Here is a 15,519-nt window from a genome sequence, read left to right as displayed (position 1 = left end):
GGCACACTCGCGGTATGAGCGTTCACCACCACGGCCACGCGCACCACGGCCACTCCCACGGCCACCTCACCGGTGGCATGCTCACCCGCGACGAGCAGCGCAGCGCGGCGCGCCAGCTCAGCCTGGCGATGATCGCCCTCGGCCTGCTGGTGCTAGGCCTGCTCTGGCGCTGGTTCGCCCCGCAGCAGGAAGGCGTGGCGCAGATGCTCCTGGGCGTCGCCTCGCTGCTGGTGGCAGTGCCCGTCCTGCGCTCGGGCTGGTACAGCCTGCGCCATCCCAGCCTGCACGGCATCACCGACCAGCTCATCGCCCTGGCCATGCTCGGCGCCTGGGCCACCGGCGACCTGATGACCGCCGCGCTGCTGCCGATCATCATGATCTTCGGCCACGTGCTGGAAGAGCGCAGCGTGATCGGCTCGCAGGAAGCCATCGAGGCGCTGGGCCGCCTGACCCGCAGCCAGGCCCGGCTGATCGCCGCCGACGGCAGCGTGCGCGAGGTGGACAACGGCGAGCTGCGCGCGGGCGACCAGGTGGAAGTCCGCGCCGGCGACCGCGTGCCCGCCGATGGCCGCGTGCTGGAAGGCCAGGCCAGCCTGGACACCGCGCCGATCACCGGCGAGTCGGTGCCGCTGGAAGCGGGCGTCGGCATGGAGGTCTACGGCGGCGCGATCAACCTCGACGGCCTGCTGCGCATCGAAGTGACCCGCACCGGCGACGCCTCCACCCTCGGCAAGGTCATCGCCCTGATGCAGCGCGCCGAACAGTCCAAGCCGCCGATCACCCGCCTGCTGGAGCGCTACGCCGGCGGCTACATGGTGCTGGTGCTGCTGATCGCCGCCGTCACCTGGTTCATCACCAACGACCCGCAGGCCATGCTCGCCGTGCTGGTCGCCGCCTGCCCCTGTGCGCTGGTGCTGTCGGCGCCGGCCACCGCCATCGCCGGCATCGCCGTCGCCGCCCGTCACGGCATCCTGATCCGCAGCTCGGCGTTCCTCGAGGAACTGGCCGACCTGACCTCGCTGGTGATCGACAAGACCGGCACCCTGACCCACGGCGCGCTGCGCCTGCAGAGCGTACAGGCGCAGCCGGGCGAGGCGCGCGCCGACATCGAGCGGCTGGCCGCCAGCCTCGGCGCCGCCAGCAGCCACCCGGTCAGCCGCGCCCTGGCGACGCTGGCGCCGCACGATGCGCACCATCCGCTGGCCGACCTGCACGAGCTGCAAGGCCTCGGCGTGGTCGCCCGGACCGAGCGGGGCGAGGCCGCGTTGGGCCGGCCGGAGCTGTTCGCCCGCCTGGGGATCGCCACGCCGGCGGTGCCCGAGCACGACGGCCCGATCGCCGGGCTGGCGCTGGACGGGCGTTTCCGCGCCTGGCTGCTGCTTGCCGACAGCGTCCGCCCGGAAGCCGCCCAGGCGGTGGCGGACCTGCGCGAGCTGGGGCTGGGCCGGCAACTGCTGCTCACCGGCGACCGCCAGAGCGTGGCCGCCACGCTGGCCCGCGAGGTCGGCATCGACAACCTGGTCGCCCAGGCGCTGCCGGAAGACAAGCTGGCGCGGGTCAACGAGGAAATCCGCAAGGGCTTCCGCCCGCTGGTGGTGGGCGACGGCATCAACGACTCGCTGGCGCTCAAGGCCGGCGTGGTGGGCGTGGCGATGGGCGCCGGCGGGGCGGATATCGCCCTGGCCTCGGCGGATATCGTGCTGATCGGCAGCGATCTCCGCCGTCTTGGCACCTGCGTGCGCCTGAGCCGCCAGTGCCGCAGCACCCTGCAGGTCAACGTGCTGATCGGCCTGGGCTGGACACTGGCCATCGTCGCCGCGGCCGCCTTCGGTCTGTTGGGCGCCGCCGGCGCGATGATCGCCGCGATCCTGCACAACCTCAGCACCCTGCTGGTGCTGGGCAACGCCGGCCGCCTGCTGCGCTTCGACGAAGCCCTCGGGCAGCCGCACGCCCGTCCCGCCGACCTGCCGGCGTGAGCCGCGAAGGGGCGAGATCGGCTATTATGTGCGCCGTTCCAATCTCATGCAGAACCCACGACCCATGACTTCCTCCCAGCAGCCGCCCCGCGACGACAGCGCGGACACCGCTCAAGAATCCACCTCCCTGTCATTGAGCGAACTCGCCAAGGCCGCCCTGGCGGCGCAGAAGCAGGCGAACGCCGCCTACCAGCATCGCAAGCCGCACGACAAGGCGGAGTACCGCCCGCCGCACCCGCGCGGCTCCCGTCGTTCGATGGGCAAGCGCTGAGAAGAGCGTCCGCCGGGCGGCCCTCCAGGTAAATTTCCGCCGGGAGGGGGCGCTGGCTGAACTGCGTCGCTGTGTCCGGGTCGAACCCCCACCGCCAGCCACTGGCGGTCGTTCGAATCACCAGCCGCTTTCGCGAAACCGTCAGGGAACGACGGGCGCGCCACCCGCGCGGCGCATCGCGTAGCAAGGAGATGCCATGAAATACCTGATCCCCGTACTGTCCCTGCTGGCCCTGTCCGGCTGCATCACCATGACCGGCAACTACGAAGTCACCGCCCGTGACGCGTCGGGCAAGGAGCTGGGCAATGGCAAGTTCCTCGCCCACGGCAGCGGCATCTACACCGTGCGCAATTCCCTCTGCTCGGTCTATCCCAAGGCCATCGTGACCATCCGCGACGTGGAAACCGAGCAGGAGCTGGAGGGCGAGAGCCCGTACCACTGCCACTGACCGACCTTCGGTATCCGAGGGTTTCCGCGCGGTACAGGCGGGGTTTCGCCGTGGGCGGCTGTTCGCGAGCAAGCTCGCTCCTACAGGCCGGCGTCGAGTGGGGCGGCCCGGGGCGGGCCATGAGCCGCCCGGCGATTCAGTCCGGCATGCGGCGCAGGTGCTGCTGCAGGCGGGTGAGGAAGCCGACCTCGTAGGCCATCTTGTCGATCGAGTCGGGCTGGATCGCCCGGCCGCACACGTAGGTGGTCCAGAGATAGGGTTTGCCTTCGCCGTTCAACCACTGTTCCGCGCGGCGTATGCCGTGGTCCAGCGCGGGCTGGGCGTCCCGGGGCCAGATCAGCGGCAGGCCGGGCTGGTCGTCGATCGGAGGAATGTCGCCGGGGAAGGCGCCTGTTTCGGGGTCGAGGGTGTCGCTGTCTGAAGTCATGAATGTAGCTCCGACGTTAAGGAAGAGAGCTGCCGCTTCGCTGTCAATCGAAGGGAGGCAGACCACGCGAGGTTGACAGACCGGACGTCGGGCCGGCAGACCCCGCGAGGGGGTCTCCCCGCGCGATCTGCCATAGCGTCTTCAACCAAAAACTGAGGTCGAAGCAGGGCCTGCAAAAGCGTTCGCCGCTTTCGCATGCACCTGTGTTGGCGCAATCGCGCCGACGTTCTGGGCTGTCAAACCCAATCACGGATGTAGCCGTGACGGTCGCAGCATAAGGGGCTGCGCCCCGGACCATCAAGGACAGGTGCTCGCGCAGGGGAGGTATCGGCCGCGTCTGACAGAAATGAAGGATGGCGGCTATCGAATCTGGCGACTGGAGGGGGCTTGCGGGGGGCTTATGCGGTTCGCGCCGCGCCGGGTCGCCAGACGGAGGGCGTGCGGAGTCGTCGACTGACCCAGTAAACGACCCAGTAAACGACCCAGTAAGTGACCCAGTAGGCGGCGAGATCGAGTGCTACCGGGCGGCGATGCGGACCCGGTAGCCCGGCCCCCGGATCAGCGGCCGGCTGTCTGCGCCTGCCCCTGCTGCAACGTCCACTCCACCACCTGCGCGGCGAGCTGGTCGGCGGCCTTGCCGAAGGCGGTGACCACTTCCGCGACCTGTTTGCCCTCCACCGGCTGGCGGACCTCGAAGCTGCGCGCGGCGACGATGCGCTGGCCGAGGGTGCGGACCAGGCGCGCTTCGTAGCGGATGTGCACGACAGGCCGGTCGCCCTGGTATTCGCTCTGGAAGGCGCGCAGTTCACCGGTGAGGTCGAGGTCGGCCTGCAGGTTGGCGTCGTCGCTGCTCAGGGCGCGGATGCTGCCGTCGGCGCCGAAGGCGTCGAGCAGGCGGTCACGCAGCAGGCCGGGGGCGCGGTTGCTCCAGCGCGCGCCCTGGTAGCTGCTGATCTGGTTGCCCTGGGGGATCACCGCGATGCGGTTGCTGTCCAGCGCGAGGCTGGCGGTGGGCGCGCTGACCCGCAGCGACCAGTCCACCGCCGCGTTGCCGCGCGCCGGCTGCTGGGTCGCCGGCAGCAGGTAGACGTCCGGGGTTTCCGCTTCCGGAAGGATCGAGCAGGCGCCGAGCAGGCCGAGCAGGGCGGCGATGCCGAGCAGGCGGGGAAGGGCGGTCATGGCTGGAACTCCTTGTTGCGTTCGCGGCCGAGCAGGTAGCCGGTGGGGTTTTCCTGCAGGCGGCGGGTGACGCCGCGCAGGTCCTCCAGGGTGGCGCGCAGTTCGCGCACCGCCGGGCCGATTTCGCCCAGTCCGTTCAGGCCGCCGTTCACCGAGTCGTAGTTGTTGCCGAGCAGTCGTTCGACCCGCTCGCTGCTGGCGCGCAGGGCGGCCAGGGTCTTCTGGGTGTCGTCGAGGATGCTCTGGCCGCGCGTGCCGAGGGTCTGGTTGGCGCGTTCGAGCAGCGCGCTGGCGTTGGCCAGGGTGATGCGCGCCTGCTGGCTGGCGGCGGCCAGTTCCTTGACGGTCTGGCGGATGTCGTCGCGCTGTTCGGCGATCACGCTGCTGGCCTGGTCGATGTGGTCGAGGGTGCGGCTGATGTGCTCGACGTTTTCCTCGGAGAACAGGCGGCTGGCGTTGGTGAGCAGGGTGTTGACGTTGGTGGCGATGTCTTCGCCGTTGGCGAGGAACTTCGCCAGCGGCGAGGGGATGGTCTTGATCACCGGAATGTTGCCTTCCGTGCTGACCAGCGGCGGGCTGTCCTGGGCGGCGCTGGAGAGCTGGATGATGGCCTGGCCGGTGACCCCGGTGAGCGCCAGCTTGGCGCGGGTGTCCTCGCGGATCGGCGTGCTCTCGAAGACGCGGATGCGCGCGCGGACCTTGCGCGGGTCGTTCGGGTCCAGGCGCAGGAACACCACGTCGCCGACGCGGATGCCGCTGTACTGCACGGTGCCGCCCTCGGAGAGACCGGTCACCGCCTCGTTGAAGATCACGTCGTAGAACTTGTATTTCTGGTCGTTGGTCGACTGCGCCAGCCACAGCGCGAAGAGCAGCGCGCCGATGGAGACGATCAGGGTGAAGAGGCCGATCAGCACGTGATGGGCGCGGGTTTCCATGTCAGTTTTCCTCCCGCAGGGGCTGCGTGGCCTGCTGTGCGGCGCGGCCACGGGGGCCGTGGAAGTATTCCCGGACCCAGGCGTCGTCGGTCCCGGCGACCTGCTCCAGCGGGCCGACCACCAGCACGCGCTTCTGCGAGAGCACGGCGACGCGGTCGCAGATGGTGTAGAGGGTGTCCAGGTCGTGGGTGACCAGGAACACGGTGAGGCCGAAGGCGTCGCGAAGGGTCAGGATGAGTTGGTCGAAGGCCGCCGCGCCGATGGGGTCGAGGCCGGCGGTGGGCTCGTCGAGGAACAGGATGTCCGGGTCCAGCGCCAGGGCGCGGGCCAGGGCGGCGCGCTTGACCATGCCGCCGGACAGCTCGGCCGGGTACTTGGCGCCGGCATCCGGCGGCAGGCCGGCGAGGGAAATCTTCACCTTGGCCATGAATTCGGCGTCGTTGCGCGACAGCCGGGCGTGCTCGATCAGCGGCAGGCAGATGTTCTCGCTGACCGTCAGCGAGGAGAACAGCGCGCCGTTCTGGAACAGCACGCCGAAGCGCCGCTCCAGCTGCGAGCGTCGCTGCGGCGCCAGCGCCTGCAGGTTCTGCCCGAACACCTGCACGCTGCCTTCGCTGGGCTGGCGCAGGCCGATGATGCTGCGCAGCAGCACGGACTTGCCGGTGCCAGAGCCGCCGACCACGCCGAGGATTTCGCCCTTCATCACGTCGAGGTCGAGGTGCTCGTGCACGGCGTGGGTGCCGAAGCGGTTGGCCAGGTCGCGGACGGCGATGATCGGTTCGCTCACCAGCCCATCTCCATGAAGAACAGCGCGAACACCGCGTCCAGCAGGATCACCACGAAGATCGACTGGACCACCGCGGAGGTGGTGTGCTCGCCCACCGACTGCGCGCTGCCGCTGACGCGGAAGCCTTCCAGGCAGCCGATCACGGCGATGATGAAGGCGAACACCGGCGCCTTGACGATGCCGACCAGGAAGTGCTGCACGGCGATGTCGTTCTGCAGCATGTAGAGGAACAGGCGCGGCGAGATGTCCAGGCTCAGGGCGCAGACCACGCCGCCGCCGAAGATGCCGGAGAGCATCGCCAGGAAGGTCAGTATCGGCAGGGTCAGCAGCAGCGCGAGCACCCGCGGCAGCACCAGCAGCTCCACCGGGTCCATGCCCAGGGCCTGGATGGCGTCGATCTCCTGGTTGGCCTTCATCGAGCCGATCTGCGCGGTGAAGGCGCTGGCGGTGCGGCCGGCGAGGAGGATGGCGGTGAGCAGCACGCCGAATTCGCGCAGGAAGGAGAAGCCGACCAGGTCGACGGTGTAGATCGCCGCGCCGAACTTCCTCAGCACCGTGGCGCCGAGGAAGGCCACCACCGCGCCGACCATGAAGGTGAGCAGGGCGACGATGGGCACGGCGTTGAGGCCGGTCTGCTCCATGTGCGCGGCCAGCGAGGTGAGGCGCCAGCGGCGCGGGCGCGGCAGGCTGCGCAGCAGGGTCTGCAGGGTCAGGCCGATGAAGCCGAGCACGCCGACCAGATGCCCCCAGAAGATGACGGAGCCGATGCCGATGCGTTCGAGCACATCGACGATGGCGTTGCCCGGCGGCGGCTTGCGCTCGTCCAGCCGGCACTGGGTGATGGCGCCGCCCACGGCGCGCAGCAGGGCCTGGCGCTCGGCGGAGAGGTTGCGGGCGATCTGCTCCAGCTGGCCCATGCGCGCGCCGCCGATGACGTCGGAGAGCAGCGCCGCGCCGGCGGTGTCGAGCGCGCCGAGGTCGCCGAAGTCCAGCGCGGCGGGCTGGCCGCCCTGGCGCGCGTCGGCGACCTGGGCCTCCAGCGCGGCGAAATGCGCCAGCGTCCAGTCGCCGCTGACGTGCATCAGCGGGGGGCTGGAGCGGGTATCGAGCTGGAGTCGGCCGGGTTGTGCAGTCGTCATGCATCGCATTCTAGCGAGTTTCTGCGGTGCCACCAGCTGCGTTGTGTTTCACCTGTTGGCCGCTCTGGCGCGGGCTTTGGCGGGGGCCGCGACAGCCTGTTCAATTGACGCCCCGGGCGGCGAGCCTCTAAGCTGCGCGCCTGCTTCAGGTGCCCCCGGCGCAAGTCGGGGGTGAAACAGGGAAGCCGGTGAATTCGATCCTCCGGGTCGACCAGTCCGGCGCTGCCCCCGCAACGGTAAGCGAGCATCGAACCGCATTTCGCCACTGTGCCACCGGCATGGGAAGGCGCGGTTTCCGGAGCCTCTCACGGCGCCACTCGCAAGCCCGGAGACCGGCCTGCTGCAAGCCATGGCATCGCGGGAGGCGCTGCCGATCGCTCCGGCCGGCCTGCGCTGCCGGGGCGTTCCCGTCCTCCGCCTGCCTTTTTCGGTCAGAGCCGCGCGGGTGAGAGCGGCGGAGTGAGTTCACGTGAAGCATTTCCTCTATTGGCCGACGGCGCTGGCGCTGGGCGGCTTTTCCTGTATCGGCCTGGCGGCGGACGACACGCCGCTGGTGCTCGACGATCAACTGGTGACCGCCACCCGCACCGGGCAACGCGCCGGGCAGAGCCTCGCTGCGGTCGGCGTGCTGGACCGCGCGGACATCGAACGCGCCCAGGCGCAGTCGGTGCCGGACCTGCTGCGGCGCCTGCCGGGCATCTCCCTGAGCAACGCCGGCGGGCCCGGCAAGGCCACCAGCCTCTACCTGCGCGGCAGCGAATCCGACCATGTGCTGGTGCTGATCGATGGCGTCAAGGCCGGCTCGGTGTCCTCCGGCGGCGCCTCGCTGCAGGACCTGCCGCTGGAACTGGTCGAGCGCATCGAGGTGGTGCGCGGGCCGCGCTCCAGCCTGTACGGCTCCGAGGCCATCGGCGGGGTGATCCAGATCTTCACCCGCCAGGCGGCGGAGCAGGGTTTCAGGCCCTGGGCCTACGCCGGCGCGGGCAGCCAGGGCACCTACGAAGGCAGCGCCGGGGCCTCGGCCAGCGACGGGCGCGGCTGGTTCGCCCTCGGCGTCTCCAGCCTGGATACCGCCGGCATCGACGCCAGGGCCGACGGCGCCAGCGGCCATGAGCCGGATAGCGACGGTTACCGCAACCTTGCCGGCTCGCTGCGCGCCGGCTATCGCTTCGACAACGGCCTGGAGCTGGACGGCAGCCTGTTGCAGAGCGATTCGCACAACGACTTCGACGCGGTGAACAGCCGCCGCACCCGGGGCTTCGATGCCTACACCCGGGGCGTGCAGCGGGTGATCGGCGGCCGCGCGCGCTTCGCCCCGCTGGAGCCCTGGCGGGTGAGCCTGTCCGCCGGGCGCAGCGAGGACAACGCCGACGCCTATCAGGACGGCGCGTTCTACTCGCGCTTCGACAGCCGGCGCGACACCGCGTCCTGGCAGAACGACCTGGAACTGGCGCCCGGCCAGACCCTGACCCTCGGCTACGACTGGCAGCGGGACGCGCTGAGCAGCTCCACCGACTACGCGGTGACCTCCCGCGACAACCGCGGCACCTTTGCCCAGTACCTCGGCAGCGCCGGACGCCACGACTGGCAGCTGAGCCTGCGTCACGACGACAACCAGCAGTTCGGCAGCCGCAACACCGGCAACCTCGCCTGGGGCTATGCGCTGACCGACGCGGTGCGCGCCTTCGCCAGCTACGGCACGGCCTTCAAGGCGCCGACCTTCAACGAGCTCTACTACCCCGGCTACGGCAACCCCGACCTCGACGCGGAAACCTCGCGCAGCCTGGAGCTCGGCGTGGACGGCCGCCACGGCTGGGGCCACTGGGCGGTGAACCTGTACCGCACGGCGATCGACGACCTGATCGCCTACGACTCGGCGCTGCAGGCGCCGGAGAACATCGACCAGGCGCGCATCCGTGGCGTCGAGCTGCAACTGGGCAGCCAGTGGCGGGACTGGACGTGGAACGCCAACGCCAGCCTGCTCGACCCGGAGAGCCGCGCCAGCGGCAGCCGTGGCAACGAGCTGCCGCGCCGCGCCCGGCAACTGTTCAACCTGGACCTCGACCGGCGCTTCGACGCGCTGAGCCTGGGCGCCAGTCTGCACGCCGAGGGCCGCCGCTACGACGACCTGGCCAACCGCAATTGCCTCGGTGGTTTCGCTACGCTGGACCTGCGCGGCGAATACCAACTGACCCCGGAGTGGCGCCTGCAGGCGCGCCTGGGCAACCTGTTCGACGCCGACTACCAGACCACCCTAGGCTACCGGCAGCCCGGCCGCGCCGTACTCTTCGGCGTGCGCTACCAGGCCCTTTGAGAGGAGAGAGACCGATGAGCGAATCCCCGGACAAGGACGAGCGCCACCGCTCGCGCATGCAGCGCAAGAAGAGCGTGGTCGACGAGAAGATCGCCCAGGCCCAGGACGAACGCGGCGTGTTCCTGGTCCACAGCGGCAACGGCAAGGGCAAGAGCAGCGCGGCCTTCGGCATGGTCGCCCGCGCGCTGGGCCACGGCCTGAAGGTGGGCGTGGTGCAGTTCATCAAGGGCGCCGCGACCACCGGCGAGGAAGCCTTCTTCCGGCGCTTCCCCGAGGAGGTCAGCTACCACGTGATGGGCGAGGGCTTCACCTGGGAGACCCAGGACCGCCAGCGCGACATCGCCAAGGCGCACGAAGCCTGGGAGGTCGCCCGCCGCTTGCTGAGCGATCCGCAGGTCGGCCTGGTGGTGCTGGACGAGGTGAACATCGCCCTCAAGCACGGCTACCTGGAACTGGACAGCGTGCTCGCCGACATCGCCGCCCGCCCGCCGATGCAGCATGTGGTCGCCACCGGGCGCGGCGCGCTGCCGGCGATGGTCGAGGCGGCCGATACCGTGACCGAGATGGGCCTGGTGAAGCACGCCTTCAAGGCCGGGATCAAGGCGCAGAAAGGGGTGGAGTTCTGATGGTTTCCCTCGTGCCGGAGCGCGCCTGATGCCCGATTCCCGCCAATGCCCCGCGCTGCTGATCGCCGCCCCCGCCTCCGGCCAGGGCAAGACCACCGTGACCGCCGCCCTGGCGCGCCTGTACACGCGTCTCGGGCGCAAGGTGCGGGTGTTCAAGTGCGGCCCGGACTTCCTCGACCCGATGATCCTTGCCCGCGCCAGCGGCGCGGCGGTCTACCAGCTCGACCTGTGGATGGTCGGCGAGGCCGAGAGCCGCCGGCTGCTCTGGGAGGCTGCCGGTGACGCCGACCTGATCCTCATCGAAGGCGTGATGGGCCTGTTCGACGGCTCGCCCTCGGCCGCCGATCTCGCCCGCCGCTTCGGCGTGCCGGTGCTGGCGGTGATCAACGGCCAGTCCATGGCCCAGACCTTCGGCGCGCTGGCGGTCGGCATGGCGACCTACCAGCCGGACCTGCCGTTCTCCGGCGTGCTCGCCAACCGCATCGGCAGCCAGCGCCACCTGGAGCTGGTGCGCGACAGCCTGCCGGAGTGGATTCGCTGGTACGGCGCGCTGCCGCGCGACACCGAAGTGGAATTGCCCAGCCGCCACCTGGGGCTGGTGCAGGCCGACGAACTGGCCGACCTCGACGCCCGCCTGGACGCCGCCGCCGATGCCCTGGCCGCCAGCGCCGGCACTGAACTGCCGGCCCCGGTGAGCTTCGCCGCGCCCGAGCCGTGTGCGGCTCACGCTCGCCTCGACGGCGTGCGCATCGGCGTGGCGCGGGACAACGCCTTCGCCTTCCTCTACCCGGCCAACCTCGACCTGCTGCGCGAGCTGGGCGCCGATCTGCGGTTCTTCTCGCCGCTGCGCGACCCAGCGCTGCCGGCGGTGGACAGCCTCTACCTGCCCGGCGGCTACCCGGAGCTGCACCTGCGCGCGCTGGCGGAAAACCAGGCCATGGCCCGGGCGATCCGCGCGCACCACGCCGCCGGCAAGCCGATCCTCGCCGAGTGCGGCGGCATGCTCTACCTGCTCGACGCGCTGACCGACGTGGCCGGCGAACGCGCCGAACTGCTCGGCCTGCTGCCCGGCGAGGCGCGCATGCAGAAGCGCCTCGCCGCGCTGGCGCTGCAGGCGGTGACGCTGCCCGAAGGCACCCTGCGCGGCCACACCTTCCACCATTCGCTGCTGGACAGCGCGCAAGCGCCGCTGGCCCGGGGCGTCTGCCCGAACGACAAGCCGGTGGCCGAGGCGGTGTTCCGCCGCGACCGCCTGACCGCGTCCTACATCCACTTCTACCTGCCGTCCGCCCCGGATGCCGCAGTGGCACTGTTCCGACCATGACCCAGCACGCCTACAGCCCCGAGGAGCGCGCCGCGCTCTACCGCGCCATCGCCGAGCGCCGCGACATGCGCCACTTCAGTGGCGGCGAGGTGGCGCCAGAACTGCTCGCCCGCCTGCTGGAAGCCGCGCACCAGGCGCCCAGCGTCGGCCTGATGCAGCCGTGGCGCTTCATCCGCATCACCCGGCCGCAGCTGCGCCAGTCGATCCACCGCCTGGTGGAGGAGGAGCGCGTGCGCACCGCCGAGGCGCTGGGCGAGCGTTCCGATGAATTCATGCGGCTCAAGGTGGAAGGCGTGCTCGACTGCGCCGAGCTGCTGGTCGCCGCGCTGATGGACGGCCGCGAGAGCCACGTGTTCGGCCGCCGCACCCTGCCGCAGATGGACCTGGCCTCGCTGTCCTGCGCCATCCAGAACCTCTGGCTGGCGTCCCGCGCGGAGGGGCTGGGGATGGGCTGGGTGTCGCTGTTCGACCCGGCCGCGCTGGGCGAGCTGCTCGGCCTGCCCGCCGGCGCCGAGGCGGTGGCGGTGATCTGCCTGGGGCCGGTGGAGCAGTTCTACCCGGCGCCGATGCTGGCCCTCGAAGGCTGGCGCCAGCCGCGCCCGCTGGAGGAGCTGCTGTTCGAGGATCGCTGGGGAGAGCGGCCATGAGCCTGGCGCTGCTGAGCGTCCTCGGCGTGGCGCTGGACGCCGTGCTGGGCGAGCCGAAGCGCGGGCATCCGCTGGTGGCCTTCGGACGCCTTGCCGATCGCCTGGAGCGCCGCTTCAACCGCTCGCGCAGCGATGCCGCGAGCGATACGCCGGGCCTTGGCTGGCGCAGCCACGGCGTCACCGCCTGGATCATCGCGGTGGTCCCGCTGACCCTGGTCGCGCTGCTGCTCAGCCTGCTGCCCTACGTCGGCTGGCTGGTGCAGGCGCTCGCCCTGTACGCCGCCCTCGGCCTGCGCAGCCTGGGCGAGCATGCCGAGCCGGTGGCGCTGGCCCTGCGCGCCGGCGATCTGGACGAAGCGCGCCGGCGCGTGGGCTACATGGTCAGCCGCGAGACCGCTGCGCTGGACGACACCGCCGTGGCCCGCGCCGCCACCGAATCGGTGCTGGAGAACGGCAGCGACGCGGTGTTCGCCGCGCTGTTCTGGTTCGCCGTGGCCGGCGCGCCGGGCGTGGTGCAGTACCGCCTGAGCAATACCCTCGATGCGATGTGGGGCTACCGCAACGCGCGCTTCGAGCGCTTCGGCTGGGCGGCGGCGAAGATCGACGACCTGCTCAACTACATTCCGGCGCGGCTGGTGGCGCTGACCTACGCGCTGCTCGGCCGCACCCGCCCGGCCCTGCGCTGCTGGCGCAGCCAGGCGCCGCAGTGGGACAGCCCCAACGCCGGCCCGGTGATGGCCGCCGGCGCCGGCGCCCTGGGCGTGGCGCTGGGCGGCGCGGCGCGCTACCACGGCGAGCTGCACGAACGCCCGCAACTGGGCGAAGGCCCGGCGCCGGGCGCGGCGGACATCTGGCGCGCGCTGGCGCTGGTGCGCCAGGGCGTGCTGCTGTGGCTGGCGTTGATCCTGATCCTGGGAGTGCTCTGAATGCTCGAACATGGTGGCCGCTTGCGCCGGGCGGCGCAGCACTACGGTATTCCGCTGGCGGAGTGGCTGGACCTCTCCACCGGCCTTTCGCCCTGGCCCTGGAACCTGCCGGACGTCCCCACCGGCGCCTGGATGCGCCTGCCGGAAGACGACGACGGCCTGGAGGCCGCCGCGCGCCGCTATTACGGCGCCGAGCAGCTGCTGCCGCTGCCCGGCAGCCAGGCGGCCATCCAGCTGCTGCCGAGGTTGCGCCGGCCGGGCCGGGTCGGGGTGGTTTCGCCCTGCTACGCCGAGCACGCCGAGGCCTGGCGCAGCGCCGGGCACATCCTGCGGGAAGTCGGCGACCAGGAGGTCGCCCAGCAGCTGGAGCACGTCGACGTGCTGGTGGTGGTCAACCCGAACAACCCTACCGGCCGGCGCATCGAGCCCGGCGTGCTGCTGGAGTGGCACGCGCGGTTGCAGGCGCGCGGCGGCTGGCTGGTGGTGGACGAGGCGTTCATGGACTGCACCCCCGAGCAGAGCCTGGTGCCCAGCTGCGCCAGCCGGCCGGGGTTGATCGTGCTGCGTTCGTTCGGCAAGTTCTTCGGCCTGGCCGGCGCGCGGCTGGGCTTCGCCTGCGCCGAGCCGCGCCTGCTGGCGAGCCTTGCGCAACTGCTCGGCCCCTGGGCGGTGAACGGCCCGACGCGCTGGGTGGCGCAGGCGGTGCTCGGCGACTTCCACGAACACGTCCAGCGCCGCCGCGAGCTGGCCGAGGCCAGCCGGCGCCTGGCCGGGCTGCTGGGCGAGCACGGCTTCGCGCCCCAGGGCGGCACGTCGCTGTTCCAGTGGACGGTGTCGATGCAGGGCCGCGCGCTGTACGAGCACCTGGCGCGCCAGGGGGTGCTGGTGCGCCTGTTCGATGCGCCGGCCAGCCTGCGCTTCGGCCTGCCGCCGGACGAGGACGGCTGGCGGCGCCTGGAACACGGCCTGCGCACCTTCAACCAGATGGAGTGCCTGCGATGAGCATGCCGACGACGCAGGGCGCGACCTCGATGGTGCAAGGCACGACTTTGATGGTGCAAGGCGCGACGTTGATGGTGCAGGGCACCACGTCCGACGCCGGCAAGAGCACCCTGGTGACCGCGCTGTGCCGCTGGCTGCGCCGCCAGGGTGTGGCGGTGGCGCCGTTCAAGCCGCAGAACATGGCGCTCAACAGCGCGGTGACCGCCGATGGCGGCGAGATCGGCCGCGCCCAGGCGGTGCAGGCCCAGGCCTGCGGGTTGCCGCCGCACACCGACATGAACCCGGTGCTGCTCAAGCCCAACAGCGACACCGGCGCCCAGGTGATCATCCACGGCCGCGCGCTGACCAGCATGAACGCCGCCGCCTACCACGACTACAAGCGGGTGGCGCTGCAGGCGGTGCTGGCGTCCCACGCACGCCTCGCCGCGCAATATCCGGTGGTGATGGTGGAAGGCGCGGGCTCGCCGGCGGAGATCAACCTGCGCGCCAACGACATCGCCAACATGGGCTTCGCCGAGGCGGTGGACTGCCCGGTGATCCTCATCGCCGACATCGACCGCGGCGGCGTGTTCGCCCATCTGGTCGGCACCCTGGAGCTGCTGTCCGAGTCCGAGCGGGCGCGGGTGAAGGGTTTCGTGATCAACCGCTTCCGCGGCGATATCGCGTTGCTGCAGGGCGGTCTCGACTGGCTGGAGGAACGCACCGGCGTGCCGGTGCTGGGCGTGCTGCCGTACCTGATGGACTTCCACCTGGAGGCCGAGGACGCCATCGACCTCCGCCAGTCCGCCAAGACCGGCGAGCGCCTGCGCGTGGCGGTGCCGGTGCTGCCGCGCATCAGCAACCACACCGATTTCGACCCGCTGCGCCTGCACCCGCAGGTGGAGCTGAGCTTCGTCGGGCCGGGGCAGCCGTTGCCGCCGGCCGACCTGATCGTCCTGCCCGGCTCCAAGAGCGTGCGCGCCGACCTGGCCTTCCTCCGCGAACAGGGCTGGGAAGCGGCGATCCAGCGCCACCTGCGCTACGGCGGCAAGCTGCTGGGCATCTGCGGCGGTTTGCAGATGCTCGGCTGCACCATTGCCGACCCGCACGGCCTGGAGGGCGCGGCGGGGCAGAGCGAGGGGCTCGGCCTGCTGGATTTCCGCACCGTGCTGGAGCCGGAGAAGCAGCTGCGCAATGTCGGCGGCCGGCTGGCGCTGGAGGATGCCGAGGTGGCCGGATACGAGATTCATGCCGGCGTCACCGAGGGGCCGGCGCTGGAGCGTCCTGCCGTGTTCCTGGGCGATGGCGGCGTCGATGGCGCGCTGAGCGAAGACGGCCAGGTGATGGGCACTTACCTGCACGGCCTGTTCGAGTCGCCGGCCGCCTGCTCGGCGCTGCTGCGCTGGGCGGGCCTGCGCGAGGTGCAGGCCATCGACTACCACGCCCTGCGTGAACGCGACATCGAGCGCCTGGCCGATCAGGTCGAGGCGCATCTGGATACCGCACGGTTGAAAGCACTGTGCGGGCTCTGATCGGTGC

Annotated in this window: 15 protein-coding genes and 1 riboswitch; of the genes, 10 read left to right on the top strand and 5 right to left on the bottom strand. The window is 71.1% G+C overall.

Annotated elements, in window-relative coordinates; all coding sequences use genetic code 11:
• Positions 1–14 precede the first annotated feature (14 nt).
• The 3 genes from AC3B6A_RS20125 (at position 15) to AC3B6A_RS20115 (ending at position 2,695) form a co-directional block, all read left to right on the top strand.
• Entirely contained in the window at positions 15–1,976 is a 1,962-nt protein-coding gene (locus tag AC3B6A_RS20125; RefSeq protein WP_488398863.1) for a heavy metal translocating P-type ATPase, read from the top strand.
• Between the two features lie 64 nt (positions 1,977–2,040).
• Positions 2,041–2,247 carry a hypothetical protein gene (locus AC3B6A_RS20120; protein WP_488398862.1) on the top strand — a complete coding sequence of 69 codons (207 nt, stop codon included), beginning with the start codon at positions 2,041–2,043 and terminating at the stop codon, positions 2,245–2,247.
• Between the two features lie 196 nt (positions 2,248–2,443).
• Positions 2,444–2,695: a hypothetical protein gene (locus tag AC3B6A_RS20115; protein WP_488398861.1), complete on the top strand. Its 252-nt coding sequence runs from the start codon at positions 2,444–2,446 to the stop codon at positions 2,693–2,695.
• Between the two features lie 136 nt (positions 2,696–2,831).
• Here the strand turns inward: AC3B6A_RS20115 and AC3B6A_RS20110 are convergent, their stop codons facing one another.
• The 5 genes from AC3B6A_RS20110 to AC3B6A_RS20090 all read right to left on the bottom strand — a co-directional run bounded on the left by AC3B6A_RS20110 (position 2,832) and on the right by AC3B6A_RS20090 (position 7,171).
• Positions 2,832–3,122 carry a LasR-specific antiactivator QslA gene (locus AC3B6A_RS20110; protein ID WP_488398860.1) on the bottom strand — a complete coding sequence of 97 codons (291 nt, stop codon included), beginning with the start codon at positions 3,120–3,122 and terminating at the stop codon, positions 2,832–2,834.
• Between the two features lie 558 nt (positions 3,123–3,680).
• Positions 3,681–4,301: an ABC-type transport auxiliary lipoprotein family protein gene (locus AC3B6A_RS20105; RefSeq protein WP_488398859.1), complete on the bottom strand. Its 621-nt coding sequence runs from the start codon at positions 4,299–4,301 to the stop codon at positions 3,681–3,683.
• Positions 4,298–5,236 carry an MlaD family protein gene (locus tag AC3B6A_RS20100; RefSeq protein WP_488398858.1) on the bottom strand — a complete coding sequence of 313 codons (939 nt, stop codon included), beginning with the start codon at positions 5,234–5,236 and terminating at the stop codon, positions 4,298–4,300. Before AC3B6A_RS20100 ends, AC3B6A_RS20105 begins: the two co-directional genes overlap by 4 nt.
• A 1-nt stretch (position 5,237) precedes the next feature.
• Entirely contained in the window at positions 5,238–6,023 is a 786-nt protein-coding gene (locus tag AC3B6A_RS20095; RefSeq protein ID WP_488398857.1) for an ABC transporter ATP-binding protein, read from the bottom strand.
• Positions 6,020–7,171 (bottom strand): ABC transporter permease, encoded by a 1,152-nt coding sequence (locus AC3B6A_RS20090; RefSeq protein WP_488398855.1) that lies wholly within the window; start codon positions 7,169–7,171, stop codon positions 6,020–6,022. Before AC3B6A_RS20090 ends, AC3B6A_RS20095 begins: the two co-directional genes overlap by 4 nt.
• A 121-nt stretch (positions 7,172–7,292) precedes the next feature.
• A riboswitch (cobalamin riboswitch) is annotated at positions 7,293–7,517 on the top strand.
• 114 nt (positions 7,518–7,631) lie between these two features.
• Here AC3B6A_RS20090 and btuB point away from each other — a divergent pair.
• Genes btuB through AC3B6A_RS20055 form a run of 7 tightly spaced genes read left to right on the top strand, consistent with a single transcriptional unit; the run spans position 7,632 to position 15,512 of the window.
• Entirely contained in the window at positions 7,632–9,476 is a 1,845-nt protein-coding gene (gene btuB / locus AC3B6A_RS20085; RefSeq protein WP_488398854.1) for a TonB-dependent vitamin B12 receptor, read from the top strand.
• Positions 9,477–9,490: 14 nt separating this feature from the next.
• Positions 9,491–10,102 (top strand): cob(I)yrinic acid a,c-diamide adenosyltransferase, encoded by a 612-nt coding sequence (cobO, locus tag AC3B6A_RS20080; protein ID WP_488398853.1) that lies wholly within the window; start codon positions 9,491–9,493, stop codon positions 10,100–10,102.
• A gap of 28 nt (positions 10,103–10,130) precedes the next feature.
• Positions 10,131–11,426 (top strand): cobyrinic acid a,c-diamide synthase CobB, encoded by a 1,296-nt coding sequence (locus AC3B6A_RS20075; protein WP_488398852.1) that lies wholly within the window; start codon positions 10,131–10,133, stop codon positions 11,424–11,426.
• Positions 11,423–12,073 carry a 5,6-dimethylbenzimidazole synthase gene (gene bluB / locus AC3B6A_RS20070; RefSeq protein WP_488398851.1) on the top strand — a complete coding sequence of 217 codons (651 nt, stop codon included), beginning with the start codon at positions 11,423–11,425 and terminating at the stop codon, positions 12,071–12,073. The genes AC3B6A_RS20075 and bluB overlap by 4 nt, the downstream gene beginning before the upstream one ends.
• Positions 12,070–12,999 (top strand): adenosylcobinamide-phosphate synthase CbiB, encoded by a 930-nt coding sequence (gene cbiB, locus AC3B6A_RS20065; RefSeq protein ID WP_488398850.1) that lies wholly within the window; start codon positions 12,070–12,072, stop codon positions 12,997–12,999. Before bluB ends, cbiB begins: the two co-directional genes overlap by 4 nt.
• Entirely contained in the window at positions 13,000–14,001 is a 1,002-nt protein-coding gene (gene cobD / locus AC3B6A_RS20060) for a threonine-phosphate decarboxylase CobD (protein WP_488398849.1), read from the top strand.
• A 50-nt stretch (positions 14,002–14,051) separates the two neighbouring features.
• Positions 14,052–15,512 carry a cobyric acid synthase gene (locus AC3B6A_RS20055; RefSeq protein ID WP_488403655.1) on the top strand — a complete coding sequence of 487 codons (1,461 nt, stop codon included), beginning with the start codon at positions 14,052–14,054 and terminating at the stop codon, positions 15,510–15,512.
• The last annotated feature ends 7 nt before the right edge of the window (positions 15,513–15,519 follow it).

The organism is Pseudomonas sp. B12(2026) (genome assembly GCF_057767015.1).
The sequence above is the reverse complement of the archived record's forward strand: the minus strand, read 5'-3'. Positions and strand labels throughout refer to the sequence as shown.

Excerpts from the sequence above, each read along its gene's own strand:
- AC3B6A_RS20125 (WP_488398863.1), top strand. The coding sequence starts at position 15 with ATGAGCGTTCACCACCACGGCCACGCGCACCACGGCCACTCCCACGGC.
- AC3B6A_RS20120 (WP_488398862.1), top strand. The coding sequence starts at position 2,041 with ATGACTTCCTCCCAGCAGCCGCCCCGCGACGACAGCGCGGACACCGCT.
- AC3B6A_RS20115 (WP_488398861.1), top strand. The coding sequence starts at position 2,444 with ATGAAATACCTGATCCCCGTACTGTCCCTGCTGGCCCTGTCCGGCTGC.
- AC3B6A_RS20110 (WP_488398860.1), bottom strand. The coding sequence starts at position 3,122 with ATGACTTCAGACAGCGACACCCTCGACCCCGAAACAGGCGCCTTCCCC.
- AC3B6A_RS20105 (WP_488398859.1), bottom strand. The coding sequence starts at position 4,301 with ATGACCGCCCTTCCCCGCCTGCTCGGCATCGCCGCCCTGCTCGGCCTG.
- AC3B6A_RS20100 (WP_488398858.1), bottom strand. The coding sequence starts at position 5,236 with ATGGAAACCCGCGCCCATCACGTGCTGATCGGCCTCTTCACCCTGATC.
- AC3B6A_RS20090 (WP_488398855.1), bottom strand. The coding sequence starts at position 7,171 with ATGCGATGCATGACGACTGCACAACCCGGCCGACTCCAGCTCGATACC.
- cobO (WP_488398853.1), top strand. The coding sequence starts at position 9,491 with ATGAGCGAATCCCCGGACAAGGACGAGCGCCACCGCTCGCGCATGCAG.
- AC3B6A_RS20075 (WP_488398852.1), top strand. The coding sequence starts at position 10,131 with ATGCCCGATTCCCGCCAATGCCCCGCGCTGCTGATCGCCGCCCCCGCC.
- bluB (WP_488398851.1), top strand. The coding sequence starts at position 11,423 with ATGACCCAGCACGCCTACAGCCCCGAGGAGCGCGCCGCGCTCTACCGC.
- cbiB (WP_488398850.1), top strand. The coding sequence starts at position 12,070 with ATGAGCCTGGCGCTGCTGAGCGTCCTCGGCGTGGCGCTGGACGCCGTG.
- cobD (WP_488398849.1), top strand. The coding sequence starts at position 13,000 with ATGCTCGAACATGGTGGCCGCTTGCGCCGGGCGGCGCAGCACTACGGT.
- AC3B6A_RS20055 (WP_488403655.1), top strand. The coding sequence starts at position 14,052 with ATGGTGCAAGGCGCGACGTTGATGGTGCAGGGCACCACGTCCGACGCC.